At 68.1% G+C, this 24,021-nt stretch carries 21 protein-coding genes and 4 pseudogenes; 19 read left to right on the top strand and 6 right to left on the bottom strand.

Annotated elements, in window-relative coordinates; all coding sequences use genetic code 11:
* Positions 1-55 precede the first annotated feature (55 nt).
* Entirely contained in the window at positions 56-1,066 is a 1,011-nt protein-coding gene (gene gap, locus KY49_RS01585; RefSeq protein ID WP_010091320.1) for a type I glyceraldehyde-3-phosphate dehydrogenase, read from the top strand.
* A 147-nt stretch (positions 1,067-1,213) separates the two neighbouring features.
* Here gap and KY49_RS01590 read toward each other — a convergent pair.
* Positions 1,214-1,450, bottom strand: a pseudogene (locus tag KY49_RS01590) (LysR substrate-binding domain-containing protein); the annotation flags it as partial.
* Positions 1,451-1,486: 36 nt separating this feature from the next.
* A pseudogene (locus KY49_RS01595) lies at positions 1,487-1,756 on the bottom strand (MFS transporter); the annotation flags it as partial.
* Here KY49_RS01595 and KY49_RS38400 point away from each other — a divergent pair.
* Positions 1,756-1,863 (top strand): annotated as a pseudogene (locus KY49_RS38400) (transcriptional regulator CynR); the annotation flags it as partial. The pseudogenes KY49_RS01595 and KY49_RS38400 overlap by 1 nt on opposite strands.
* Positions 1,864-1,963: 100 nt before the next feature.
* On the opposite strand, the gene KY49_RS01600 reads toward KY49_RS38400, so the two are convergent.
* Entirely contained in the window at positions 1,964-2,686 is a 723-nt protein-coding gene (locus KY49_RS01600) for a FadR/GntR family transcriptional regulator (RefSeq protein WP_071733207.1), read from the bottom strand.
* Between the two features lie 214 nt (positions 2,687-2,900).
* Here KY49_RS01600 and KY49_RS01605 point away from each other — a divergent pair, with 214 nt between their 5' ends.
* The 3 genes from KY49_RS01605 to KY49_RS01615 all read left to right on the top strand — a co-directional run bounded on the left by KY49_RS01605 (position 2,901) and on the right by KY49_RS01615 (position 5,854).
* Positions 2,901-4,229, top strand: coding sequence for a C4-dicarboxylate transporter DctA (locus tag KY49_RS01605; RefSeq protein WP_042583098.1), 1,329 nt, complete (start codon positions 2,901-2,903; stop codon positions 4,227-4,229).
* A 78-nt stretch (positions 4,230-4,307) separates the two neighbouring features.
* Positions 4,308-5,315: an allantoicase gene (alc, locus tag KY49_RS01610; RefSeq protein ID WP_042583099.1), complete on the top strand. Its 1,008-nt coding sequence runs from the start codon at positions 4,308-4,310 to the stop codon at positions 5,313-5,315.
* A 14-nt stretch (positions 5,316-5,329) separates the two neighbouring features.
* Positions 5,330-5,854 carry an ureidoglycolate lyase gene (locus KY49_RS01615; RefSeq protein ID WP_042584503.1) on the top strand — a complete coding sequence of 175 codons (525 nt, stop codon included), beginning with the start codon at positions 5,330-5,332 and terminating at the stop codon, positions 5,852-5,854.
* An 82-nt stretch (positions 5,855-5,936) separates the two neighbouring features.
* Here the strand turns inward: KY49_RS01615 and fur are convergent, their stop codons facing one another.
* On the bottom strand, positions 5,937-6,365 hold the full coding sequence (fur, locus tag KY49_RS01620; protein WP_010091326.1) for a ferric iron uptake transcriptional regulator: 429 nt from the start codon (positions 6,363-6,365) through the stop codon (positions 5,937-5,939).
* 142 nt (positions 6,366-6,507) lie between these two features.
* On the opposite strand from fur, the gene KY49_RS01625 reads away from it, so the two are divergent.
* The 9 genes from KY49_RS01625 (at position 6,508) to KY49_RS01665 (ending at position 15,699) form a co-directional block, all read left to right on the top strand.
* Complete coding sequence (locus KY49_RS01625) at positions 6,508-7,305, top strand: outer membrane protein assembly factor BamE (protein WP_042583100.1); 798 nt, start codon at positions 6,508-6,510, stop codon at positions 7,303-7,305.
* Between the two features lie 63 nt (positions 7,306-7,368).
* Complete coding sequence (gene dapB, locus KY49_RS01630) at positions 7,369-8,166, top strand: 4-hydroxy-tetrahydrodipicolinate reductase (protein ID WP_010091328.1); 798 nt, start codon at positions 7,369-7,371, stop codon at positions 8,164-8,166.
* 18 nt (positions 8,167-8,184) lie between these two features.
* Positions 8,185-8,853 carry a MotA/TolQ/ExbB proton channel family protein gene (locus tag KY49_RS01635; protein WP_042583101.1) on the top strand — a complete coding sequence of 223 codons (669 nt, stop codon included), beginning with the start codon at positions 8,185-8,187 and terminating at the stop codon, positions 8,851-8,853.
* Positions 8,854-8,880: 27 nt separating this feature from the next.
* Positions 8,881-9,342: an ExbD/TolR family protein gene (locus KY49_RS01640; RefSeq protein WP_042583102.1), complete on the top strand. Its 462-nt coding sequence runs from the start codon at positions 8,881-8,883 to the stop codon at positions 9,340-9,342.
* 197 nt (positions 9,343-9,539) lie between these two features.
* Entirely contained in the window at positions 9,540-12,134 is a 2,595-nt protein-coding gene (leuS, locus tag KY49_RS01645; RefSeq protein ID WP_042583103.1) for a leucine--tRNA ligase, read from the top strand.
* A 38-nt stretch (positions 12,135-12,172) separates the two neighbouring features.
* Positions 12,173-12,724: an LPS-assembly lipoprotein LptE gene (locus KY49_RS01650; RefSeq protein ID WP_042583104.1), complete on the top strand. Its 552-nt coding sequence runs from the start codon at positions 12,173-12,175 to the stop codon at positions 12,722-12,724.
* 19 nt (positions 12,725-12,743) lie between these two features.
* Positions 12,744-13,850, top strand: coding sequence for a DNA polymerase III subunit delta (gene holA / locus KY49_RS01655; RefSeq protein ID WP_042583105.1), 1,107 nt, complete (start codon positions 12,744-12,746; stop codon positions 13,848-13,850).
* Positions 13,851-13,987: 137 nt separating this feature from the next.
* Positions 13,988-15,259, top strand: coding sequence for a glutamate-5-semialdehyde dehydrogenase (locus tag KY49_RS01660; RefSeq protein WP_042584504.1), 1,272 nt, complete (start codon positions 13,988-13,990; stop codon positions 15,257-15,259).
* Positions 15,260-15,276: 17 nt separating this feature from the next.
* Entirely contained in the window at positions 15,277-15,699 is a 423-nt protein-coding gene (locus tag KY49_RS01665) for a CopD family protein (RefSeq protein WP_080402675.1), read from the top strand.
* 92 nt (positions 15,700-15,791) lie between these two features.
* Here the strand turns inward: KY49_RS01665 and KY49_RS01670 are convergent, their stop codons facing one another.
* Complete coding sequence (locus KY49_RS01670; RefSeq protein ID WP_042583106.1) at positions 15,792-16,640, bottom strand: MurR/RpiR family transcriptional regulator; 849 nt, start codon at positions 16,638-16,640, stop codon at positions 15,792-15,794.
* Positions 16,641-16,932: 292 nt separating this feature from the next.
* Here KY49_RS01670 and edd point away from each other — a divergent pair.
* From edd to KY49_RS01690, 4 genes and pseudogenes are all read left to right on the top strand, one after another.
* Positions 16,933-18,791: pseudogene (edd, locus tag KY49_RS01675) on the top strand (phosphogluconate dehydratase).
* Positions 18,792-18,816: 25 nt separating this feature from the next.
* Entirely contained in the window at positions 18,817-19,443 is a 627-nt protein-coding gene (gene eda / locus KY49_RS01680; protein WP_042583107.1) for a bifunctional 4-hydroxy-2-oxoglutarate aldolase/2-dehydro-3-deoxy-phosphogluconate aldolase, read from the top strand.
* Between the two features lie 240 nt (positions 19,444-19,683).
* The gene (locus KY49_RS01685) at positions 19,684-21,045 is read left to right on the top strand and encodes a GntP family permease (protein ID WP_042583108.1); all 1,362 of its coding nucleotides are present in this window, start codon (positions 19,684-19,686) and stop codon (positions 21,043-21,045) included.
* 13 nt (positions 21,046-21,058) lie between these two features.
* The gene (locus KY49_RS01690; protein WP_042583109.1) at positions 21,059-21,562 is read left to right on the top strand and encodes a gluconokinase; all 504 of its coding nucleotides are present in this window, start codon (positions 21,059-21,061) and stop codon (positions 21,560-21,562) included.
* A 52-nt stretch (positions 21,563-21,614) separates the two neighbouring features.
* Here KY49_RS01690 and KY49_RS01695 read toward each other — a convergent pair whose 3' ends face one another.
* Positions 21,615-22,271 (bottom strand): TetR/AcrR family transcriptional regulator, encoded by a 657-nt coding sequence (locus KY49_RS01695; protein WP_042583110.1) that lies wholly within the window; start codon positions 22,269-22,271, stop codon positions 21,615-21,617.
* Between the two features lie 275 nt (positions 22,272-22,546).
* On the opposite strand from KY49_RS01695, the gene KY49_RS01700 reads away from it, so the two are divergent.
* On the top strand, positions 22,547-23,965 hold the full coding sequence (locus KY49_RS01700) for an NAD(P)/FAD-dependent oxidoreductase (RefSeq protein WP_042583111.1): 1,419 nt from the start codon (positions 22,547-22,549) through the stop codon (positions 23,963-23,965).
* The last annotated feature ends 56 nt before the right edge of the window (positions 23,966-24,021 follow it).

A 24,021-nucleotide genomic window follows, 5' to 3' on the forward strand; every position in this document is an offset into this window, starting at 1 on the left:
CGCCGCACCGTGAAGCTGCACGAAACGAATTTTTTTCAGCCATCAGGAGATAGACATGACGATCCGCGTCGCAATCAACGGCTACGGCCGCATCGGCCGCAATACGCTGCGCGCGTTTTATGAAAACGGCAAGAAGCACGATCTCGAGATCGTCGCGATCAACGACCTGGGCGACGCGAAGACCAACGCGCACCTGACCCAGTACGACACCGCGCACGGCAAGTTCCCGGGCGAAGTGTCGGTCGACGGCGACTACCTGGTCGTCAACGGCGACAAGATCCGCGTGCTGGCGAACCGCAACCCGGCCGAACTGCCGTGGGGCGAGCTGGGCGTCGACGTCGTGATGGAGTGCACGGGCTTCTTCACGACCAAGGAAAAGGCGAGCGCGCACCTGAAGGGCGGCGCGAAGAAGGTCATCATCTCGGCGCCGGGCGGCAAGGACGTCGACGCGACGATCGTCTACGGCGTGAACCACAACGTGCTGAAGGCCGAGCACACGGTCATCTCGAACGCATCGTGCACGACGAACTGCCTCGCGCCGCTCGTCAAGCCGCTGAACGACAAGATCGGCCTCGAAACCGGCCTGATGACGACGATCCACGCGTACACGAACGACCAGGTGCTGACGGACGTCTACCACGAAGACCTGCGCCGCGCGCGTTCGGCCACGCACAGCCAGATCCCGACCAAGACGGGCGCGGCTTCCGCGGTCGGCCTCGTGCTGCCTGAACTGAACGGCAAGCTGGACGGCTACGCGATCCGCGTCCCGACCATCAACGTGTCGATCGTCGACCTGTCGTTCATCGCGAAGCGCGACACGACGGTCGAGGAAGTCAACGCGATCATGAAGGAAGCGTCGGAAGGCGCGCTGAAGGGCATCCTCGGCTACAACGACGCGCCGCTGGTGTCGATCGACTTCAACCACAACCCGGCTTCGTCGACGTTCGACGCGACGCTGACCAAGGTGTCGGGCCGCCTCGTCAAGGTGTCGAGCTGGTACGACAACGAGTGGGGCTTCTCGAACCGCATGCTGGATACGGCAGTCGCATTCGCGAACGCGAAGTAATCCCGTACGCGCACGGCCGCCGCAAGGCGGCCGGCGTCGATCGCGATCGGGCCCGGTTCGGCTTCATGCCGGCCGGGCTTTTTTGCATTCGGGCGGGCGGCGCACCGGCACCGATACCCCGGTACCACGATACCCGGCGCGTCGCCGTCAGCGATCCGCGCTCGGCACGACCTGCTCGATCGCATCGACGAAAGCCCGCTTGACCGGACTGTCGAGATCGGTCCACGCGAGGCCGACGCCGCTGCGGTGCCGGCCGAGATCGAGCGGCCGCGCGAGCACGTTCGGCGGCAGCGCGCTCGCCGCTTCCGCCGGGATCAGCCCGATCCCCATTCCCGCCGCGACGAGCGCGAGCATCGTCGTGAACTCGCCGAACTCCTGCGCGATCCCGCGACAGCTTGCGTGCTGCCGGCGAGCGTCGCGTTACTGCGTCGCCTGTCGTGCGCCGATCCGCTGCGACGCGACCCACAGCGCGATGAGCGCGCCCGCGACGCAGACGCCGCGCCATCCGTCGGCGCCGAACGCGACGCTCGCCGCGAACGACCCGAGCGCGCCGCCGATGAAGTAGCTCGTCAGGTAGATCGTCGTCACGCGGCTGCGCGCGTCGCCGGCGAGCGCGTAGATTACGCTCTGGTTCGAGATGTGCATCCCCTGCACGCCGACGTCGAGCAGCAGGATTCCGGCGATCAGCGCGCACGGCCGCGCTGCTGACGCGCAAGGGCGCGTACCGCAGCGTCGCGGTGCGTGCGTTCGTCGAACGCACGCTCGCGCATGGCGATGCGCCGGCGCGCGGGCGTTAGCGGACGTTGATTGACGTTGGCGGACTTTGGCCGGAACGCGCGCGGAGGCCGCAAAGACTGAAGCGCGTCGCAAAGGCGGAACGCCCGGCCGACCGGCCGCTCAGGCGCCCGGCGTCGGGAAGTACACGCCCGCGCGCTGCGCGGCGTTCGAGATGTGCGTCTCGATCGCCGTGCCGGCGGCGTCCGGGTCGCGCGCGATCAGCGCGTCGACGATCGCGCGGTGCTCGTGCCACGTCGAGAACAGCAGCTCGCGCCGGTAGAACGGCATCCGCTGGCTTTCCTTCATGATGTCGGCGCTGCTGCGCAGGATCGATTCGATCGCTGCATTGCCGGCCACGTTGACGATCCGCATGTGGAATTCGAAGTCGAGCTGCGACGCGTCGTCGAGCGCGTTTTCGGTCAGCGCGACGTGCAGCTCGGCGAGGTTGTCCTCGAACCACGCGATGTCGTCGTCGGTGACGACGCGCGCGGCCATCCGCGCGGCGAAGCCTTCGAGCGCATAGCGCATCTGGTAGGTGTCGGGCGGCGACGACTGCTCGGCGAAGCGCCACGCATGGCTGGTGCTCGCCTGCGCGCTTTCGACGTAGACGCCCTTGCCCGCGCGGATGCGCAGCATCCCGAGCGCCTCGAGCGTCGACAGCGCCTCGCGCAGCGACGCGCGGCTGATCTCCAGCTCCTCGGAAAGCTGGCGCTGGGCCGGCAGCAGGCTGCCGACCGGATACACGCCTGCCTCGATCCGGTCGCGGATCGTCGCGATGGCGGCGTCGGTCACGGTGTGCGGAACGTTTTTCATGATGCGAATGATGGCCGGTCTGACCGGCATTGTAATCCGCACATGCGCGGTGCATCGCCGGCCTACGGGAAAGTCACGATCCGGCCCGCGCTGCAGCTCCGCCGTAACGGACGGAAAGGGGCGGGAAATCCCTATTTTGTTCTTCCTTGACTCGACTATATCGGCTTCCTACTATCGTCCATAGCATCACTGGTCTTACCAGTATGAACAGACGAAACTGCAACCGTTGGTTCGGGAGAGCGCCGTGTCGAAATTCCTCAATTCGCTGTTTGGCCGAGTAGTCGTCGCATTGATCCTCGGGGTTGCGCTAGGCGCGTTCTTCCCGCATTTCGCCGAGTCGCTGCGGCCGCTCGGCGACGGTTTCCTGAAGCTCATCAAGATGGTCATCGGCCCGATCGTGTTCTGCGTCGTGGTCAGCGGGATGGCCAATGCGGGCGACCTGAAGAAGGTCGGCCGGGTCGGCCTGAAGGCCGTCGTCTACTTCGAGGTGGTGACCACGCTCGCGCTCGGCATCGGGCTCGTGCTCGCGTGGCTGACGCGCCCGGGCGTCGGCATGAACATCGACCTGCATTCGCTCGACGCGGCGTCGCTCGCGTCGTACGCGAAGAACGCCGAGAGCCTGAAGGACACGGCCGGCTACCTGATGAAGATCATCCCCGACACCGCGTTCGACGCGTTCGCGAAGGGCGACATCCTGCAGATCCTCGTGTTCGCGGTGCTGTTCGGCTCGGCGCTGTCGATGCTCGGCGACAAGGGCAAGCGCGTCAACTCGCTGATCGAGGAGCTGTCGCACGTGTTCTTCCGCGTGATCGGCTTCATCATCAAGCTCGCGCCGCTCGGCGTGCTCGGCGCGATCGCGTTCACGACCGGCAAGTACGGCGTCGCGTCGCTCAAGCAGCTCGGCTACCTCGTCGCGGTGTTCTACCTGAGCTGCATCGTGTTCGTCACCGTGGTGCTCGGCATCGTGATGCGGTTCGCCGGCTTCTCCGTGTTCAAGCTGATCCGCTACCTGCGCGAGGAACTGTCGATCGTGCTCGGCACGGCGTCGTCGGACGCGGTGCTGCCGCAGGTGATGCGCAAGCTCGAATACCTGGGCATCAAGGACTCGACGGTCGGCCTCGTGATCCCGACCGGCTATTCGTTCAACCTCGACGGCTTCTCGATCTACCTGACGCTCGCGGTGCTGTTCATCGCGCAGGCGACCAACACGCCGCTGTCGACGCACGACCTGATCGTCGTGCTGCTGGTGTCGCTCGTCACGTCGAAGGGCGCGCACGGGATTCCCGGCTCGGCCATCGTGATCCTCGCGGCGACGCTGTCGGCGATCCCCGCGATTCCCGTGCTCGGCCTCGTGCTGATCCTGCCGGTCGACTGGTTCGTCGGCATCGCCCGCGCGCTGACCAACCTGATCGGCAACTGCGTCGCGACGGTCGTCGTCGCGGTGTGGGAGAACGATATCGACAAGGCGCGCGCGAAGCGCGTGCTGAACCGCGAACTGCGCTACGTGTCGGTCGAGGAGGAGGACGTCGCGGGCGGCGCGCCGCTCGCCGGCGACCAGGCGCACGCGATCTGAGCGCGCTTCGACCCGCATTTCCGTCATGCCGCCGGCGCCTCGACGCGCCGGCGTCGAAGCCAGAATATTGGAGACAACATGGCAGCCCCCATTCTCGATCCGAACGCGCCGGCCTTCACGCGGCGCTACATGAACCTCGCCGATCCGCGCCTCGGTGCGAAGGCGCTCCACGCGAGCGACGAGTTCTTCGCGCCGAAGGAGCGCATGCTGAACCCGGAGCCGGCCGTGTTCATTCCCGGCAAGTACGACGATCACGGCAAGTGGATGGACGGCTGGGAGACGCGCCGCAAGCGCACGACCGGCCACGATTTCTGCGTGATCCGGCTCGCGCGGCCGGGCGTGATCCACGGCGTCGATCTCGATACCAGCCACTTCACCGGCAACTTCCCGCCGGCCGCGTCGATCGAGGGCTGCTTCGCCGACACGGACACGCCGCCCGACGGTGCCGAGTGGCGCCCGATCGTGCCCGCGACGACGCTGCAGGGCAACAGCCATCACTACGTCGACGTGACCGATCCGCAGCCCTGCACGCACCTGCGCGTGAACCTGTACCCGGACGGCGGGCTCGCGCGGCTGCGCGTGTATGGCCAGCCGCAGCGCGACTGGAGCCGCGCGCCGCACGGCGAGCTGACCGACCTCGCGGCGGCCGAGCACGGCGGCTACGTGGTCGCCGCGAACAACCAGCACTTCGGCGCGGCGTCGCAGATGCTGATGCCGGGGCGCGGCGTGAACATGGGCGACGGCTGGGAAACCCGCCGCCGCCGGGAGCCGGGCAACGACTGGGCGATCGTCGCGCTCGCGCGGCCGGGCGTGATCCGCCGCGTCGAGGTCGACACCGCGTTCTTCAAGGGCAACTTCCCGGACCGCTGTTCGCTGCAGGCTGCCTACGTCGCGGGCGGCACCGACGAGTCGCTGGTCACGCAGGCGATGTTCTGGCCCGAACTGCTCGGCGAGCAGAAGCTGTCGATGGACCACGTCCACACGTTCGACCAGCTCGCGGCGCTCGGCCCGGTCACGCACGTGCGCTTCAACATCTTCCCGGACGGCGGCGTGTCGCGCCTGCGTTTGTGGGGCGAACCGGCCTGACGGAGGCGAAGGACATGAGCGGACCGCACATCTTGCACGTCGAGCGCCTGACCCGCGACGCGTTCGCGCCGTTCGGCGACGTGATCGCGCTCGACGGCGCCCGGCATTTCCCGATCAACGGCGGCACGACCGAGCGGTTCCACGACCTCGCGACGATCGACGTGTGCGAGGACGGCGGGCGCCCGCTCGTCAGCGTGTTCCGCGCGCAGCCGCGCGCGCTGCCGATCGCGATCACGATGATGGAACGCCATCCGCACGGCAGCCAGGCGTTCATTCCGCTCGCGGCGGTGTCGCGCTATGCGATCGTCGTCGCGCCGGCGGGCGAGTTCCGGCCGGACGCGATGCGCGCGTTCTTGGCGGAAGGCTGGCAGGGCGTGAACTACGCGAAGGGTGTCTGGCACCATCCGCTGCTCGCGCTCGATGCGGTGAGCGACTTCGTCGTCGTCGACCGCGGCGGCGCGCAGCCGAACTGCGACGAGATCCCGCTCGACGGCGTCTGGCGGCTCGAACTCGCGCCGGCCTGCGCAAGCGCGGCCTGACCGGCGCCGGAACGCGCCCCAAAAGACGACGGCCCGCCCGGCGCAATGCCGGGCGGGCCGTCTCGCATGCGCGTGGCGCGGGTCAGTGCTTGCGGTGCGGGCAGTTTTCGGTCGTGCAGGAGCCGTACATCGCGAGCGAGTGCTCCTGGAGCTTGAAGCCGCGTTCCCGCGCGATCGACTGCTGGCGGCTCTCGATCTCCGCGTCGAAGAACTCCTCGACCCGGCCGCAGTCGAGGCACACGAGGTGGTCGTGGTGCGAGCCCTCGTTCAGCTCGAACACCGCCTTGCCGGACTCGAAGTTGCTCCGTGTCAGCAGGCCGGCCTGCTCGAACTGCGTCAGCACGCGGTAGACCGTCGCGAGCCCGATGTCGAGCTGCTCGTTGAGCAGGTTGCGGTAGACGTCTTCGGCCGTCAGGTGGCGGACGGGGCTTTGCTGGAAGATCTCGAGAATCTTGAGGCGCGGTAGGGTGGCCTTCAGCCCGATATTCTTGAGATCCGTCGGATTGGTCATGGCTAGGCATCCCTAGAGTACAATGCAGGGCTTCAATGTTACCGGCTTTTCGCCGTTCCAGAAACACGCGCGGCCTGCCAGGCGGGCCAGCACGGTGAGGGAAATGATTCCAGAATCTCTTTCGCACTTTCAGAGGAGCCGCATGCGGAGTGTCATCATCGCTGCCGCCGCCGTTGCCGCGCTGGCTGGTTGTTCGTCGTACGACAGCGTGACGCAGCGCATCGCGCAGCGCATCACGCCCTACCGGATCACGGTCGTGCAGGGTAACTTCGTGTCGCAGGAGAAGGCGTCGCAGCTGCAGACCGGGATGACGCGCGAGCAGGTGCGCGCGCTGCTCGGCACCCCGCTGCTCTCGGACATGTTCCACGCCGACCGCTGGGATTACCTGTTCTACTTCAAGCGCGGCTCGACGGCCGTCGTCCAGCAGCGCGATCTCGTCCTGACGTTCTCGGGCGACCGCCTCGCAAGCTGGACGGGCGCCGACAACCTGCCGTCGGAGCTCGACCTGCTGGCCGACATCGACGGCGACAAGCGCGGCAAGAAGGCGAAGCAGGCGGCTGCGACCGCCGCTGCCGCGAGCGGCGCGAGCGCGGGGCAGGCGGTTGCCGCACCGGCGGCGGTCGTGGTGCCGGAAGCGGCGAGCGCAGGCGCCGTCGCCGACCAGGACGCGAACGCGCAGGCTGCGCGCGCGGCCAACCGCGCGACCAGCCAGGTGTCCGGGCAGGGCGGGTCCTCGCGGCGCTTCACGCCGTCCGCGCAGGCGTCGGCCGGCGCGCCGGTGCCGGGCGGGCAGCCGCCGGGCGCGAACCCGACGATCCAGCCGCAGTTCCAGTTCCATCGCCCGCCGCAGCCGACCGTGTCGAACGAGGCCGCGCCGCCCGTCGGCCCGCAGGGGGCCGATGCGCTGCAGAATCAGCCCGTCACCGCGCCGGCGCAATAAGCGCGGCGCACGGAAACGGGGCGGCATGCGCCGCCCGCTCTTGACCCTCTCGTGTAGAAAGCCATGAAGATTGCGATTGCCGGGGCGTCGGGCCGCATGGGCCGGATGCTGATCGAAACCGTTCTCAACGATTCCGACGCGCAGCTCGTCGGCGCGCTCGACCGCGCCGGCTCGCCGCATCTCGGCCAGGACGCGGGCGCGTTCCTCGGCAGGGAAACCGGCATCCGGCTGACCGATGACATCGACGCCGTGTTCGCGCAGGCCGACTACCTGATCGATTTCACGCGTCCGGAAGGCACGATCGCGCACGTCGAGGCCGCGCTGCGCCACGACGTGAAGCTCGTGATCGGCACGACCGGCTTCACCGACGAGCAGAAGGCGACGCTGCGCGCCGCGTCGGACCGGATCGGCATCGTGTTCTCCGCGAACATGAGCGTCGGCGTGAACGTCACGCTGAAGCTGCTCGAATTCGCCGCGAAGCACTTCTCGCACGGCTACGACATCGAGATCATCGAGGCCCATCACCGTCACAAGGTCGATGCGCCGTCGGGCACCGCGCTGATGATGGGCGAAGCGGTCGCCGGTGCGCTCGGCCGCTCGCTCGACGACTGCGCGGTGTACGGCCGCCACGGCGTGACGGGCGAGCGCGATCCGTCGACGATCGGCTTCTCGGCGATCCGCGGCGGCGACATCGTCGGCGATCACACCGTGCTGTTCGCCGGGATCGGCGAGCGGATCGAGATCACCCACAAGTCGTCGAGCCGCGTGTCGTACGCGCAGGGCGCGCTGCGCGCGGTGCGCTTCCTGTCGGCGCGCGGCGCCGGCCTGTACGAGATGCAGGACGTGCTCGGCCTGCGCTGACGCGCGCCGGACGCTCCGATGGCGATTCCCACCGGCGTCATCCACTACCTCGAAAGCGGCGATGCGGTCACGCACGCCGTCGCCTACGTGCTGGCGGCGATGTCCGTCGCCAGCTGGTGCTTCCTCGTCGTGAAGGCCTGGCTGCTGGTCCGTGCGAAGTGGCAGGGGCCGGGCGCGCTCGCCGCGTTCTGGCGGGCGCCGACGCTCGACGCGGGCATCGCGGCGCTCGCCGGCGCCGATCGCGAGCGCGTGTTCGTGCCGCTCGCCGAAGCCGCGCGCGACGCGGCCCGCGACCACGATCCCGCCGCGCTGGCCGCGCGCGTCGAACGCAGCGAGCGGGTGCTGCGCGCGCTGCGCCATGCGATGCTGCGCTCGCAGCGGCGGCTCGAGTTCGGCCAGGTGCTGCTCGCGTCGATCGGCAGCACCGCGCCGTTCGTCGGGCTGCTCGGCACCGTCTGGGGCATCTATCACGCGCTCGGCAGCATCGCCGCGAGCGGGCAGGCGCAGATCGAGAGCGTCGCGGGGCCGGTCGGCGAGGCGCTGATCATGACCGCGTTCGGGCTCGTGGTCGCGATCCCGGCCGTGCTCGCGTACAACATCCTTGGGCGGCTCGTGCGCCAGCTCGCCGAGGAGCTCGACGGCTTCGCGCGCGACCTGCACGTGTTCGTGTGCGCGAGCGACGCCTGACGCGCGCTTTCCGAAAAAGGGGCAACCATGGCATTCGGCGGACTGGAGCACCACAAGACGTCCGCGCCGATGGCGGAGATCAACATGACGCCGCTGATCGACGTGATGCTCGTGCTGCTCGTCATTTTCATCGTGACCGCGCCGCTGATGACGCATGCGATCCGGCTCGATTTGCCGAAGGTCGCGACCGAAGCCGCGCGCGACACGCCGCAGGCCATCACGCTGTCGATCGACGACGCGGGCAAGCTCTATTGGGACGACACGCCGGTCGCGCTCGACGCGCTGCCGGCGCGGTTCCGCACGGCCGCCGCGGCCGGCACGCCGCCCGAGCTGCGGCTGCGCGCGTCGCGCGCGACGCGCTATGACGTGATCGCGCAGGTGATGGGCGCGGCGCAAGCCGCGGGCCTCGCGCGGATCGGCTTCGTGACCGACCTGCCGACGCCGCAGCGCGGTTCCGCCGCGCTGCCTGCCGCGCCGGCGAACCGCTGAGCGGGCCGGGGCCCGCCGCGCCGCCGGCGCGAACGGGCCGCGACCTGCGAGACCGGCCGTGCGGGCCGGCGCGGACGGTATAATTGCCGTTTTTCCCCGGTTGGCAGAAATGCTCCAGGCAACCCGGGCAAGCACGATTTTCGATCCACTCCCGCGCGTGTCCGTCACGCCGCTTAAAGCCTAGTCCGAACCACACCATGCACGAGAGATACGTACCCGCCGACGTCGAAGCCGCCGCCCAGCGCGACTGGCGCGCAGCCGATGCTTACAAGACGAAGGAAGACTCGCAGAAGCCGAAGTTCTACTGCGTGTCGATGCTGCCGTACCCGTCCGGCAAGCTGCACATGGGTCACGTGCGCAACTACACGATCAACGACGTGATGTACCGGTATTTGCGGATGAACGGCTACAACACGCTGATGCCGATGGGCTGGGACGCGTTCGGGATGCCGGCCGAGAACGCCGCGATGGCGAACGGCGTGCCGCCCGCGAAGTGGACCTACGACAACATCGACTACATGAAGGGCCAGATGCAGTCGATGGGCCTCGCGATCGACTGGTCGCGCGAGATCGCGACCTGCAAGCCCGACTACTACAAGTGGAACCAGTGGCTGTTCCTGAAGATGCTCGAGAAGGGCATCGCGTACAAGAAGACGGGCACCGTGAACTGGGACCCGGTCGACCAGACCGTGCTCGCGAACGAGCAGGTAATCGACGGGCGCGGCTGGCGCTCGGGTGCGCTCGTCGAGAAGCGCGAGATCCCGATGTACTACCTGCGCATCACGCAGTACGCGGACGAGCTGCTGAACGACCTCGACGGCCTCGGCTGGCCGGAGCGCGTGAAGATCATGCAGCAGAACTGGATCGGCAAGAGCTTCGGCGTGAACTTCGGCTTCCCGTATGAACTCGACGGCGAGCAGAAGCTGCTGCGCGTGTTCACGACCCGCGCCGACACGATCATGGGCGTGACGTTCTGCGCGATCGCGGCCGAGCACCCGCTCGCGACGCGTCTCGCGCAGGGCAAGCCGGAACTGCAGGCGTTCATCGACGAATGCAAGCGCGGCGGCGTCGCCGAGGTCGACATGGCGACGATGGAGAAGAAGGGCGTCCCGACCGGCTTCACGGTCACGCATCCGCTGACGGGCGAGCCGGTCGAGGTGTGGATCGGCAACTACGTGCTGATGAGCTACGGCGAAGGCGCGGTGATGGGCGTGCCCGCGCACGACGAGCGCGACTTCGCGTTCGCGAAGAAATACGGCCTGCCGATCAAGCAGGTGATCGCGGCCGAAGGCCAGACGTATTCGACCGACGCATGGCAGGAGTGGTACGGCGACAAGGACGTCGCCGTGTGCGTGAACAGCGGCAAGTACGACGGCCTGAACCATGGCGCGGCGGTCGACGCGATCGCGGCCGACCTGAAGGCCGGCGGCTTCGGCGACAAGCAGGTCACGTGGCGCCTGCGCGACTGGGGCGTGTCGCGCCAGCGCTACTGGGGCACGCCGATCCCGATCATCCACTGCCCGTCGTGCGGCGACGTGCCGGTGCCGGAGCAGGACCTGCCGGTCGTGCTGCCGGAAGACCTCGTGCCGGACGGCTCGGGCAACCCGCTCGCGAAGTCGGAAGCGTTCCTGAACTGCACGTGCCCGAAGTGCGGCGCGGCCGCGAAGCGCGAGACCGACACGATGGACACCTTCGTCGATTCGTCGTGGTATTTCTCGCGCTACACGGCGCCGGACGCCGCGACGATGGTCGACGCGCGCACCGACTACTGGATGCCGATGGACCAGTACATCGGCGGCATCGAGCACGCGATCCTGCACCTGCTGTACTCACGCTTCTGGACCAAGGTGATGCGCGACCTCGGCCTCGTGAAGTTCGGCGAGCCGGCGAAGAACCTGCTGACGCAGGGCATGGTGCTGAACGAGACGTTCTACCGCGAGGACGCGTCGGGCAAGAAGACCTGGTACAACCCGGCCGACGTGACCGTCTCGTTCGACGAGAAGGGGCGCCCGGTCGGCGCGACGCTGAACGCCGACGGCCAGCCGGTCGTGCTCGGCGGCATCGAGAAGATGTCGAAGTCGAAGAACAACGGCGTCGATCCGCAGGTGCTGATCGACCAGTACGGCGCGGATACCGCGCGCCTGTTCACCATGTTCGCCGCGCCGCCCGAGCAGCAGCTCGAGTGGTCGGGCTCGGGCGTCGAGGGCGCGAGCCGCTTCCTGCGTCGCGTGTGGAGCTTCGGCGCCGCGAACCGTGAAGCGCTCGCGGAGCGCGCGGCGTTCGACGCGGCCAGGCTCGGCGACGCCGACAAGGCGCTGCGCCGCGAGATCTACGGCGTGCTGAAGCAGGCCGACTTCGACTATCAGCGCCTGCAGTACAACACGGTCGTGTCGGCCACGATGAAGATGCTCAACGCGATCGACGGCGCGAAGGGCGCGACGCCCGCCGTGCTGCGCGAAGTGTACGGCGTGCTGTTGCGCGTGCTGTATCCGGTCGTGCCGCACATCACGTTCGAGCTGTGGAAGACGCTCGGCTATGCGGACGAATTCGGCCCGCTGCTCGACGCGCCGTGGCCGAAGGTCGACGAGGCCGCGCTCGAGCAGGCCGAGATCGAACTCGTGCTGCAGGTGAACGGCAAGGTGCGCGGCGCGCTGAAGGTCGCGAAGGACGCGAGCCGCGAGGCCATCGAGGCCGCGGCGGTTGCCGACGAGGCGTTCGCGAAGTTCGGCGAGGGCAAGCCGGCGAAGAAGATCGTCGTCGTGCCGGGCCGCCTCGTGAACATCGTCGTTTGAGGGCCGGCAGGCCCTCGGCGAATTCTGAAGGAGCGAAGGTGATCCGCAGATCGTTTTTGATGCTCGTCGGCAGCGCGGTCATGCTGTCGGCATGCGGTTTCCAGTTGCGGGGCCAGCAGGACTACGCGTTCAAGCACCTGCTGATCGCCGGCGCGCCGGCGCCCGTCGAGGCGCGGCTCACGCGCCTCGTCGAGGCCGGCAGCGACACGAAGATCGTCAAGGTGCCGGACGACGCGGACGCGGTGCTGCGCATGTCGGAATCGCGCGGGCAAGGCACGCTGACGCTGAACCAGTACGGCTCGGTCGCGGAATACGTGCTCAACTATTCGTTGGGCTACACGCTGACGAGCAAGGACGGCACGGTGCTGATTCCGCCGAGCGTGATCGCGCTGAACCGCGCGATGACGTACAGCGACCAGTACACGAACGCGAAGGCGCAGGAAGCCGATATTCTCTTCGGCGACATGCAGCGAGACGCGGTCGACCAGCTGTTGCGCCGTCTCGCAATCGTGCATTCGCTGAATCCGGCGCCGCAAGACGTGGTGCCGGGCGTCGCACCGCGCGCGCCGCTGCCGCCGCCGCCGCTGTGAAACGCGGGCGCACGAACCGATGCAACTGCGACTAGACGCGCTGGAGCCGCACCTCGCGAAGGGGCTGGCCGGGCTCTACACGGTATTCGGCGACGAGCCGCTGCTCGCGCAGGAAGCGTGCGACCGGATCCGCGCCGCCGCGCGCGCGGCCGGCTTCACCGAGCGCTCGGTGCACACGGTCGAGCGCGGCTTCGACTGGAGCCTGCTGCTCGGCGCGACCCAGGCGATGTCGCTGTTCGGCGAGCGCCAGCTGATCGAGCTGCGCATTCCGTCGGGCAAGCCCGGCAAGGAAGGCGCCGACGCGCTGAAGGCGCTCGCCGCCGCGAACAATCCGGACGCGCTGGTGCTCGTCACGCTGCCGCGCCTCGATGCGGCGACGCAGAAATCCGCGTGGTTCACCGCGCTCCTGAACGGCGGCGTCGCGCTGAAGATCGATCCGGTCGACCGCGCGCAGTTGCCGAACTGGATCGGCCAGCGCCTCGCGATGCAGGGCCAGCGCGTCGCGGCCGGCGAGGATGGCCGGCGCGCGCTGCAGTTCATCGCGGAGCGCGTCGAGGGCAACCTGCTCGCCGCGCACCAGGAAATCCAGAAGCTCGGCCTGCTGTATCCGCAGGGTGCGCTGTCGTTCGAGCAGGTGCACGACGCGGTGCTGAACGTCGCGCGCTACGACGTCTTCAAGCTGAACGAGGCGATGCTCGCCGGCGATGCCGCGCGGCTCGCGCGGATGATCGACGGCCTGAAGGGCGAGGGCGAGGCGATCGTGCTCGTGATGTGGGCAGTCGTCGAGGAACTGCGCGCGCTGCTGCGGATCAAGCGCGGCGTCGCGGCCGGCAAGCCGCTCGCGACGCTGCTGCGCGAGAACCGTGTATGGGGGCCGCGCGAGCGGCTGGTCGGCCCCGCGCTCGGCCGCGTGACCGAAGCCGCGCTCGAGAAGGCGCTGGCGTTCGCCGCGCGGCTCGACCGGCAGGTCAAGGGCCTGTCCGCGGTGACGCCGGGCCGGCGCACGCAGGACGAACCGCCGCCCGATCCGTGGGACGGCCTGTTCCAGCTTGCGATGACGGTCGCGGGTGCGCAGGGTGCGCAAGGCGAGCGACCGCCGACCGCGGGTCGCGGCGTGCGGCGCTAAGTCCCGCCTGCGGCGCCAGCGCGCCGTCCGCAACCCGCTTACAATTGCTTCGACAGCCGGCGCGGCCGATGCCGCCGCGTCGCGCCTTTCCCGACGAATTCATGCCGCGTTGCGCGGCCCGCTTTTCGAGTCACATGATGGATATCGACCAGTACATGACGGACCTGGGTCGCCGCGCCCGGCAGGCTTCCCGTGCGATGGCGCGCGCCAGCACGGCGGCGAAGAACGCGGCGCTCGATGCGGTCGCTCGTGCGATCGAGCGCGATGCGCAGGCTCTGAAGGACGCGAACGCGCGCGACGTCGCGCGGGCCCGCGACAAGGGGCACGATGCGGCGTTCATCGATCGCCTGACGCTGTCCGACAAGGCGCTGAAGACGATGGTCGAAGGCCTGCGCCAGGTCGCGTCGCTCGCCGATCCGATCGGCGAGATCGGCAATCTCAAGTTCCGCCCGAGCGGGATCCAGGTCGGCCAGATGCGCGTGCCGCTCGGCGTGATCGGCATCATCTACGAATCGCGCCCGAACGTGACGATCGACGCGGCGGCGCTGTGCCTGAAGTCCGGCAACGCGACGATCCTGCGCGGCGGCTCCGAGGCGCTCGAATCGAATGCCGCGCTCGCGAAGCTGATCGGCGAAGGGCTCGCGTCGGCGGGCCTGCCGCAGGACGCGGTGCAGGTCGTCGAAACCGCCGATCGCGCGGCGGTCGGCAAGCTGATCACGATGACCGAATACGTCGACGTGATCGTGCCGCGCGGCGGCAAGAGCCTGATCGAGCGCCTGATCAACGAGGCGCGCGTGCCGATGATCAAGCACCTCGACGGCATCTGCCACGTCTACGTCGACGATCGCGCGGACCTGGGCAAGGCGCTCACCGTCTGCGACAACGCGAAGACGCACCGCTACGGCACGTGCAACACGATGGAGACGCTGCTCGTCGCGAGCGGCGTCGCGCATGCGGTGCTGCCGCCGCTCGGCCGCCTGTATCGCGAGAAGAACGTCGAACTGCGCGTCGACGCGGCCGCGCGCGCGGTGCTCGCCGACGCCGGCGTCGGCCCGCTCGTCGATGCGACCGAGGAGGACTGGCACACCGAATACCTCGCGCCGGTGCTCGCGATCAAGGTCGTCGACGGCCTCGACGCGGCGATCGAGCACATCAACCATTACGGCTCGCACCACACGGACGCGATCGTCACCGAGGATCACGACCGCGCGATGCGCTTCCTGCGCGAAGTCGATTCGGCGAGCGTGATGGTCAACGCGTCGACGCGCTTCGCCGACGGCTTCGAATTCGGCCTCGGCGCGGAAATCGGCATCTCGAACGACAAGCTGCACGCACGCGGCCCGGTCGGTCTCGAAGGGCTGACGTCGCTGAAGTACGTCGTGCTCGGGCACGGCGAAGGCCGTCAGTAACGCGAGGTGCGCAACCGATGGCAATGCTCTGGGTCAAGACGTTCCATATCGTGCTGATCGCATCGTGGTTCGCGGGGCTGTTCTACCTGCCGCGCATCTACGTGAACCTCGCGATGGAATCCGATCCCGCCGCGATTCGCCGGCTGCTCGTGATGGCGCGCAAGCTGTTCCGCTTCATGACGCTCATCGCGGTGCCGGCGCTCGCGTGCGGCATGTGGCTGTGGCTCGCGGTCGGCATCGGCCAGGGGCAGGGCTGGGTGCACGCGAAGGTCGCGGTCGTGCTGCTGCTGATCGTCTATCACGCGTATTGCGGCCACCTGCTGAAGGTGTTCGAGCGCGGCGAGAACCGCCGCTCCGACCGGTGGTATCGCGTGTTCAACGAGCTGCCGGTGCTCGGGATGCTCGTGGCGGTCGCGCTCGCGGTCATCAAGCCGTTCTGATTTCGTCGTTCCCGCCCGTACTGGACAAACGGCGCGCTTCGGGGCGCCGTTTGTCGTTTACACGCTAACGCACGAACGACGCGCGCACGCCGCTACTCCTTCGCGTTCGCGTCGATCCGGCGGCGCGTGATCGCTTCCTTCGCGCGGCCGACCCGTTCCATCAGCGCGGGCCCGCGCGACAGCGCGACGCCGACCGCGAGGATGTCGCCGATCGCGAGGTGCGACATCCGCGACGTCATTGGCGAGAACACGTCGGTTTCCTCCGCGACGTTCGACGCGAGGCTCACCGTCGCCAGCTTCGCGAGCGGCGAGTGGCTTTGCGTGATCGCGACGACTTTCGCGCCGCACGCGAGCGCCGCGCGCGCGGCCTCGACGATGTCGCGCGTGCGGCCGGTGTTCGAGATCGCGACGACGACGTCCTGCGGGCCGAGCAGCGCCGACGACATCGAGAACGTGTGCGGATCCGAATACGCGACGCTCGGCACGCCGAGCCGGAAGAACTTGTGCTGGATGTCCTGCGCGGCGATGCCCGAGCCGCCCGCACCGTAGAACTCGATGCGCGACGCGTTCGACAGCAGCGCGATCGCATCGGCGACGCTGCCCGCCGACAGGCTGTTGCGCACCTCGATCAGCGCGCCGATCGTGCGGTCGAACACCTTGCCGATGATGCCCGGCGCGGGCTCGTTAGGCTCGACGTCGCGGTAGACCGACGACACGCCCGGCGCGACGCTCTGCGCGAGCCGGATCTTGAATTCGCGAAAGCCGCTGCAGCCGAGCGCCTGGCAGAAGCGCGCGATCGTCGGCTGGCTGACGCCGGCGCGCGCGGACAGCTCGGTCATCGCGAGGTCGAGCACCTCGCGCGGCGCGGCGAGGATGTAGTCGGCGAGCTTGCGCTCGGACGGGCGCAGGTCGGGGCGGATCGCTTCGATGCGGGGCAGCATGGGACGGCAGGTGGAAATCGGGTTCGGATGAGCGAGTGTATCGCAATCGAATTGTAGAAAATCTACATGAAAATGCTAGCTCGAGTTGGCAGATTTGCCGACCGGGTTAAGAAGCAGGATTAGGGTTTTTACTAGTATTGCCTTGTCTGTAGCGGGAGTGCGGGTTTTGGGTCTGTCGATCCACATTGCGTGCTTGTAGTTTTTCTACTAGACTGGCTGCGTTCAGTCGTTGCATTCGACCGTCCCCACGATTCCAACCGCCGGTGTCGGCCGGCATACAGGAGCGCCCAGCATGACCTCGCTGCATCCCACCCTGGCGAAAGTCACCGAACGCGTGATCGCGCGCAGCCAGTCGACCCGTTCCGCTTACCTGAAGCGCATCGACGGCGCGCAGGGCCGGTTCCCCGCACGCGGCGCGCTGTCGTGCGCGAACCTCGCGCACGGTTTCGCGGGCCTCGAAGGCAACGACAAGTTCGAGATCAAGGCGATCAAGCAACCGAACATCGGCATCGTGTCCGCGTACAACGAGATGCTGTCCGCGCACGCGCCGTACAAGGATTTCCCGGACATCATCAAGGCGGCCGCGCGCGCGAACGGCGGCGTCGCGCAGTTCGCGGGCGGCGTGCCGGCGATGTGCGACGGCGTCACGCAGGGCAACCCGGGGATGGAGCTGTCGCTGTTCTCGCGCGAGGCGATCGCGATGGGCACCGCGATCGCGCTCACGCACAACATGTTCGACGCGGCGCTGTGCCTCGGCATCTGCGACAAGATCGTGCCGGGCCTCCTGATCGGCGCGCTGCAGTTCGGCCACCTGCCGACGATCTTCGTGCCGGCCGGCCCGATGACGAGCGGCCTGTCCAACGACGACAAGGCGAGGATCCGCCAGCAGTTCGCGACCGGCCAGGTCGGCCGCGACGCGCTGCTCGAGGCCGAGTCGGCCGCGTACCACGGCCACGGCACCTGCACGTTCTACGGCACCGCGAACAGCAACCAGATGCTGATGGAGCTGATGGGCCTGCACCTGCCGGGCTCGGCGTTCGTTCATCCGCACACGCCGCTGCGCGACGCGCTGACGGCCGAGGCCGCGCGCCGCGTGCTCGACCTGACCGTCGAGCGCGGCCACTACACGCCGATCGGCCACGTGATCGACGAGAAGGCGATCGTCAACGGCATCGTCGCGCTGCTCGCGACGGGCGGCTCGACCAACCACACGCTGCACCTCGTCGCGATCGCGCGCGCGCGGCCGGCATCCTGATCGACTGGGACGACTTCGACGAGCTGTCGGGCGCGGTGCCGCTGCTCGCGAAGATCTATCCGAACGGCAAGGCCGACGTGAACCATTTCCACGCGGCGGGCGGCATCGCGTTCCTGGTGCGCAACCTGCTCGAAGGCGGGCTGCTGCATGAGGACGTGACGACCGTCGCCGGCCGTGGCCTGTCGCACTACACGAAGGAGCCGAGGCTGATCGACGGCAAGCTGACGTGGGTCGACGGCGCGGCCGAGAGCCACGACACGAAGGTGCTGCGCCCGATCGGCGAGCCGTTCCAGCCGGACGGCGGGCTGCGCCTGATGCAGGGCCGGCTCGGCCGCGGCGTGATCAAGATCTCGGCGGTCGCGCCGGAGCACCGCAAGGTGCAAGCACCCGCGATCGTGTTCGATTCGCAGGAGGCCGTGCAGGAAGCGTTCGATCGCGGCGAGCTGAAGCGCGACTTCGTTGCGGTGGTGCGCTTCCAGGGCGCGCGCGCGAACGGGATGCCCGAGCTGCACCGTTTGACGCCGCTGCTCGGCGTGCTGCAGGATCAGGGCTTCCATGTCGCGCTCGTCACCGACGGCCGCATGTCCGGCGCATCGGGCAAGGTGCCGGCGGTGATCCACGTATCGCCGGAAGCGCTGCTGAACGGCCCGCTCGGCAAGGTGAAGACGGGCGACACGATCGTGATCGACGCCGAGGCCGGCGTGCTCGACATCGCGGTCGACGACGCCGAATGGCAGGCGCGCCCGGTCGCGCAGCCGCTGCACCAGGCGGACAACGAGGTGGGCTTCGGGCGCGAGCTGTTCGGCGTGTTCCGCGCGGCGGCCGCGCCGGCGGAGCAGGGCGCATCGGTTTTCGGGGCGCTGGTCGGCGAAGCGGCCGCCCGCGTCACCGCGTAACTTCGAGATTCAAGGAGAGGCATCGATGAAGACGATTGGCGAAATCGTGAAGCTGGGCCCGGTGATTCCGGTGCTCGCGTTCGACTCGGTCGAGCAGGGCGAGCAGGTGTCGCGCGCGCTGCACGCGGGCGGCGTGAAGGTGCTCGAGATCACGCTGCGCACCGCGGCGGGCCTCGCGGCGATCGAACGCGCGAGCCAGCTCGCGGACGACATCGTCGTCGGCGTCGGCACGATCACGAAGCCCGAGCATTGCGCGCAGGCGAAGAAGGCCGGCGCGCAGTTCGGCGTGTCGCCGGGCCTGACGAAGGACCTGCACCTTGCCGCGCTCGACGCGGGCCTGCCGCTGCTGCCCGGCGTGATGACGCCGAGCGACATCATCCAGGCGCTCGAATTCGGCTACGAGGTCGTCAAGTTCTTCCCGGCCCAGCAGGCGGGCGGCGTGCCGATGCTGCAGGCGTTCCACGGCCCGTTTCCCGCGCTGAAGTTCTGTCCGACGGGCGGCATCACGGTCGACACCGCGCCGAATTTCCTCAAGCTGCCGAACGTCGTGTGCGTCGGCGGCTCGTGGCTGACCCCGAAGGCGGCGCTCGCCGCGCAGGACTGGGCGGAAGTCACGCGCCTCGCGCAAGCCGCCAGCCTGCTCCCCCGTTGAACTTGTGCGAAATGGCAGATTCACCTCGGTCGAACGGCGCTTAGTGCTTGTTTTTCCGAGGGTTTTTGCTGATGGAACCGGTTCTATCGCTCGACGTTAAAGATAAGTAAAATTCAGCGTCCTGACGGCGGGGTGCCACCCCGCCATTTCGGAGACCTGCATAGCCGGGCATACTCGCAACCGGCCTCGCGCATCGCGCAAGGCCGGCCCGGTTCGAATAAATCCCAAGGAGGAGTCCACATGGGCGCTGTCCAGGGCAGCATGCTGCTCATCTACACCGTGATCGCGATCGTGGCGCTGATCGTGATGATCGCGCGGTTCAAGATCTATCCGTTCCTGGTCCTCATCATCGTGTCGCTCGGCCTCGGCCTGGTCGTCGGGATGCCGATGGACAAGATCGTCAAGTCGTTCGAGACGGGCACCGGCGGCACGCTCGGCCACATCGCGATCGTCGTCGGCCTCGGCACGATGCTCGGCAAGATGATGGCCGAATCGGGCGGCGCGGAGCGGATCGCGACCACGCTGATCGACTGGTTCGGTGAAAAGAACATCCACTGGGCGATGATGTTCGTCGCGATCATCGTCGGCCTGCCGGTGTTCTTCGAAGTCGGCTTCGTGCTGCTGATCCCGATCGCGTTCAACGTCGCGAAGCGCACCGGCAAGTCGCTGCTGGTCGTCGGCCTGCCGATGGTCGCGGGCCTGTCGGTCGTGCACGGCCTGATTCCGCCGCACCCGGCCGCGCTGCTCGCGGTGCAGCAATACGGCGCCGACATCGGCAAGACGATCGCGTTCGGCCTGATCGTCGGCGTGCCGACCGCGATCGTCGCCGGTCCGCTGTTCGCGCTGACGATCTCGAAGTTCGTGACGCTGCCGAACAACAACCCGCTCGCCGCGCAATTCGTCGAATCGCACACCGAGGGCAAGAAGCGCGAGCTGCCGGGCTTCGGCATCACGCTGTTCACGATCATGCTGCCGGTGATCCTGATGCTGGTCGGCAGCTGGGCCGACCTCGTGTTCGCGCCGAAGACGCTGCCGAACAGCCTGCTGCGCTTCGCCGGCAACTCGGACGTCGCGCTGCTGATCGCGGTGCTCGTGAGCTTCTTCACGTTCGGCCGGCTGCAGGGCTTCAACCGCGAGCAGATCCAGAAGTTCTGCAGCGAGTGCCTGGCGCCGATCGCAGGGATTACGCTGATCGTCGGCGCGGGCGGCGGCTTTGGCGGTATCCTGCGTGACAGCGGGATCTCGCAGCAGATCGTCGCGACCGCGACGCAGGCGCATCTGTCGCCGCTGCTGCTCGGCTGGTTCGTCGCGGCGCTGATTCGCCTGGCCACCGGCTCGGCGACGGTCGCGATGACGACCGCCTGCGGCATCGTCGCGCCGATCGCGGCCGCGTCGGGCGTGACGGTTCGTCCGGAACTGCTGGTGCTGGCGACGGGGTCGGGTTCGCTGATCTTCTCGCACGTCAACGACGGCGGCTTCTGGCTGATCAAGGAGTATTTCGGGATGACGGTCGGCCAGACGTTCAAGACCTGGACGCTGCTCGAAACGATCATCTCGGTGCTCGGCCTCACGTTTACGCTGGTGCTGAGCGCGTTTCTGTAACAAGGGGTAGTCAATGATTCTGATCGCAATGGGCGTGTCGGGCGCGGGCAAATCGCGAATCGGCGAGATGCTGGCGGAGCGCCTGTCGTGCAGCTATACCGACGGCGACGCGTTTCACAGCGCCGCCAACAAGGAGAAGATGCACCAGGGCATTCCGCTGACCGACGACGACCGCTGGCCGTGGCTGCGGACGATCCGTGCCGCCATCGAGGAGAAGCAGCGCGCGGGCGAGACGGCCGTCTTCACGTGCTCGTCGCTGAAGCGTTCCTACCGCGACGTGCTGCGCGGCAACGACGCCGACGTGCGGTTCGTGTACCTGAAGGGCTCGTTCGACGTGTTGCACGAGCGCCTGAAGAACCGCACCGGCCATTTCTTCGATCCGTCGCTGCTGCAGAGCCAGCTCGACACGCTCGAGGAGCCGGGCCCGGACGAAGCGATCGAGGTCAGCATCGAGCTGACGCCCGAACAGATCGTCGATCACGTGATGCAGAAGATCGGCATCGCGCAGCAGCACTGAGCGCGGTTCGCGGCAATCGGACAGGCAAGGGCGCCCCGCGGGGCGCCCTTGCTCATTCTGCGGCCGGCGTTCGTGCGTGCTGCGCGATGCCGTCGAGCAGCACGTCGAGCATCGTGTCGTGCACGACGGCCGGGTCGAGGCGCGCGTAGAGCGGCGCGGCGGATTTCACGAGCGGGTGGCCGGCGTCGGACAGCGCGTCGATTTCCGCGAGCTCGACGTCGTTGGCCGGCCGCGTCAGGCCGCCGGCTTCGGCCGCGGCGAGCCCGATCACGCTCGCATACCAGCCGACGCACACGCACGGCCGCGCCGCGCGCGGGATGCCGGCGTCGGCCAGTGCGCGGTGCACGGCCTCGATGTGCGCGAGATCGGCCGGGCCGGTGCTGACGTGACGCTGCAGCAGGCCGAACGCGGCCGGATAGCGGAGCGCGAGCCCGCGGTACTGGCGCGCGAGGTCGCGCAGCCGTTCGCGCCACGGCAGGCTGTCGTCGACCGGCGTCAGCGAGCGCGACAGCGCGTTCGCGATCGCCCGGCTCAGCCCTTCCTTCGACTTGAAGTGATAGAGCACGCTCATCGGATCGCAGCCGACCGTCTGCGCGAGCTTGCGCACGCTGAATGCCGCTTCGCCGACTTCTTCGAGCAGCGTCAGCGCGGCCGCGACGATCGCGTCCTTGTCGAGGCCGCGCGGGCCTTGGGCGGGTTTGTCCTTCATCGGTGCGGAACGTCGGCCGGCGCATGCCGGGCCGTAAGCTTGACGAAAGCATATTCTACACTGTAGAATTATTTCTGCGGTGTAGAAATTGGGTGTCCCGGCACCTTTCAATACGTGCTTGCGCACAGTCCGGGATTCAGGCGACACGAGCGTGTCCGCCGTCAACACGGGCCATCGCGCCCCTTTTCTCGTTGACACCCATGTGGAACCGGCTGCCCCACCCGCGAAGCCAGAAGGCTCTTCGACAGGCGGCCCAAGACCATGCAAGTGCAAACATGACTTCCAACAAGCCTCTGATTCTGGACGAATCGCGCTTTGAACAAACGCAACTGAATATCGAGAAAGACAACTGGAACTGGTGTGATCCGGCCCGTTACGATGGCGATCGACCGGCCAACTATTACGAGGCATCGCTGTCGCGCTGGGATAACGGCGCGCCGCTCGCGAGCGATGCCGTGTGTGATGTGCTCGTGATAGGCGCCGGCCTGCTCGGCGCGTCCGCCGCGCTGCATCTTGCCGAGGCGGGCGTCGACACGATCCTCGTCGACAAGCATCACATCGGCTCGGCCGCGTCGGGCCGCAACGGTGGCCAACTGACCCCGGGCCTCGCGCGCTGGGAAGCGGCTGACATGATCGAGCAGCTGTCGCACGACGACGCGAAGCGCCTGTGGCGTTTTGCATCGGCCGAGTCGATGGACCTGATCGACGCGATCGGCGCGCGCTACGCGCTCGATCTCGACCGCAAGCGCGGCCACGTCACGGCGGCGGTGCACCCTGGCCACATGAGCGCGCTGCTCGACGGCGCGGATGCGCGCCGCCGCCTCGGCGACGCAAGCGTGACGCTGGCCGGCAAGCATCAATTGCAGGACGAATACGTGCGCTCGGCGCTGTATCACGGCGCGGCGATCGACGCGCTGGGCGGCCAGATCCACCCGCTCGCGCTGGTGCGCGGTCTCGTCCACGGCTTCCGCCTGAACGGCGGCGAGCTGTACGAGGGCACCGAGGTGCTCGAGCTCGACGAGACGCCGGACGGCGTCGTCGCAACGACACCGGGCGGGACGATCACCGCGCGCAAGGGCGTCGTGCTCGCGCTGCACAACACGACCTTCCGGCTGCTCGACGACGGCGGCGCGACGACCGTGCCGTTCTTCACGTACGTGAGCGTGACGGCGCCGCTCGACGTCGACGTCGCGACGCTGATGCCGGCCGGCATGCCCGTGTACGACACGCAGTTCCAGATCGACTATTACCGGCCGGTGCGCGGCAACCGCCTGTTGTTCGGCGGGCAGGGCACCGGCACCTGCTGGGCGCAGCCGGACGTCGACGCGTACCTGCTGACCCGGCTGAACACGGTGTTCCCGCAATATGACGGCCGCTTCGCGCTCGATTACTGCTGGAGCGGCGTCAGCGACTTCACGCTGAACGGCGCGACCGACAGCCGCAAGACCGACGGCCGCGTGCCGATGTACATGGTGCAGGGCTGGAGCGGCCACGGGGTCGCGCAGACGGTGCGGATCGGCAAGGCGATCTGCGACGACTTCATCGGCCGCAACGACGATTTCTCGATGCTGACCGGCATCGATCACCGCGCGATTCCGCTCGGCCGCCAGCTGTCGCCGATCGCGATTCCGGCCGCGAAGGCCGCGATGAGCATGATGACGGCGCTGAATCCGGGGAAGATGATCTCGTTCTGACCGTGCAACGCGGATCGCCGGCCGCACAAACGAAAACGCCCGATGCGCGATGCATC

Source organism: Burkholderia sp. MSHR3999, assembly GCF_000833595.1.
GTDB lineage: Bacteria > Pseudomonadota > Gammaproteobacteria > Burkholderiales > Burkholderiaceae > Burkholderia > Burkholderia ubonensis.

What these genes read in the sequence shown, in the direction of transcription:
- gap (WP_010091320.1), top strand. Translation starts at nt 56, where the DNA reads ATGACGATCCGCGTCGCAATCAACGGCTACGGCCGCATCGGCCGCAAT.
- KY49_RS01600 (WP_071733207.1), bottom strand. Translation starts at nt 2,686, where the DNA reads ATGCCGGTCAGACCGGCCATCATTCGCATCATGAAAAACGTTCCGCAC.
- alc (WP_042583099.1), top strand. Translation starts at nt 4,308, where the DNA reads ATGGCAGCCCCCATTCTCGATCCGAACGCGCCGGCCTTCACGCGGCGC.
- KY49_RS01615 (WP_042584503.1), top strand. Translation starts at nt 5,330, where the DNA reads ATGAGCGGACCGCACATCTTGCACGTCGAGCGCCTGACCCGCGACGCG.
- fur (WP_010091326.1), bottom strand. Translation starts at nt 6,365, where the DNA reads ATGACCAATCCGACGGATCTCAAGAATATCGGGCTGAAGGCCACCCTA.
- KY49_RS01625 (WP_042583100.1), top strand. Translation starts at nt 6,508, where the DNA reads ATGCGGAGTGTCATCATCGCTGCCGCCGCCGTTGCCGCGCTGGCTGGT.
- dapB (WP_010091328.1), top strand. Translation starts at nt 7,369, where the DNA reads ATGAAGATTGCGATTGCCGGGGCGTCGGGCCGCATGGGCCGGATGCTG.
- KY49_RS01635 (WP_042583101.1), top strand. Translation starts at nt 8,185, where the DNA reads ATGGCGATTCCCACCGGCGTCATCCACTACCTCGAAAGCGGCGATGCG.
- KY49_RS01640 (WP_042583102.1), top strand. Translation starts at nt 8,881, where the DNA reads ATGGCATTCGGCGGACTGGAGCACCACAAGACGTCCGCGCCGATGGCG.
- leuS (WP_042583103.1), top strand. Translation starts at nt 9,540, where the DNA reads ATGCACGAGAGATACGTACCCGCCGACGTCGAAGCCGCCGCCCAGCGC.
- holA (WP_042583105.1), top strand. Translation starts at nt 12,744, where the DNA reads ATGCAACTGCGACTAGACGCGCTGGAGCCGCACCTCGCGAAGGGGCTG.
- KY49_RS01660 (WP_042584504.1), top strand. Translation starts at nt 13,988, where the DNA reads ATGGATATCGACCAGTACATGACGGACCTGGGTCGCCGCGCCCGGCAG.
- KY49_RS01665 (WP_080402675.1), top strand. Translation starts at nt 15,277, where the DNA reads ATGGCAATGCTCTGGGTCAAGACGTTCCATATCGTGCTGATCGCATCG.
- KY49_RS01670 (WP_042583106.1), bottom strand. Translation starts at nt 16,640, where the DNA reads ATGCTGCCCCGCATCGAAGCGATCCGCCCCGACCTGCGCCCGTCCGAG.
- eda (WP_042583107.1), top strand. Translation starts at nt 18,817, where the DNA reads ATGAAGACGATTGGCGAAATCGTGAAGCTGGGCCCGGTGATTCCGGTG.
- KY49_RS01685 (WP_042583108.1), top strand. Translation starts at nt 19,684, where the DNA reads ATGGGCGCTGTCCAGGGCAGCATGCTGCTCATCTACACCGTGATCGCG.
- KY49_RS01690 (WP_042583109.1), top strand. Translation starts at nt 21,059, where the DNA reads ATGATTCTGATCGCAATGGGCGTGTCGGGCGCGGGCAAATCGCGAATC.
- KY49_RS01695 (WP_042583110.1), bottom strand. Translation starts at nt 22,271, where the DNA reads ATGAAGGACAAACCCGCCCAAGGCCCGCGCGGCCTCGACAAGGACGCG.
- KY49_RS01700 (WP_042583111.1), top strand. Translation starts at nt 22,547, where the DNA reads ATGACTTCCAACAAGCCTCTGATTCTGGACGAATCGCGCTTTGAACAA.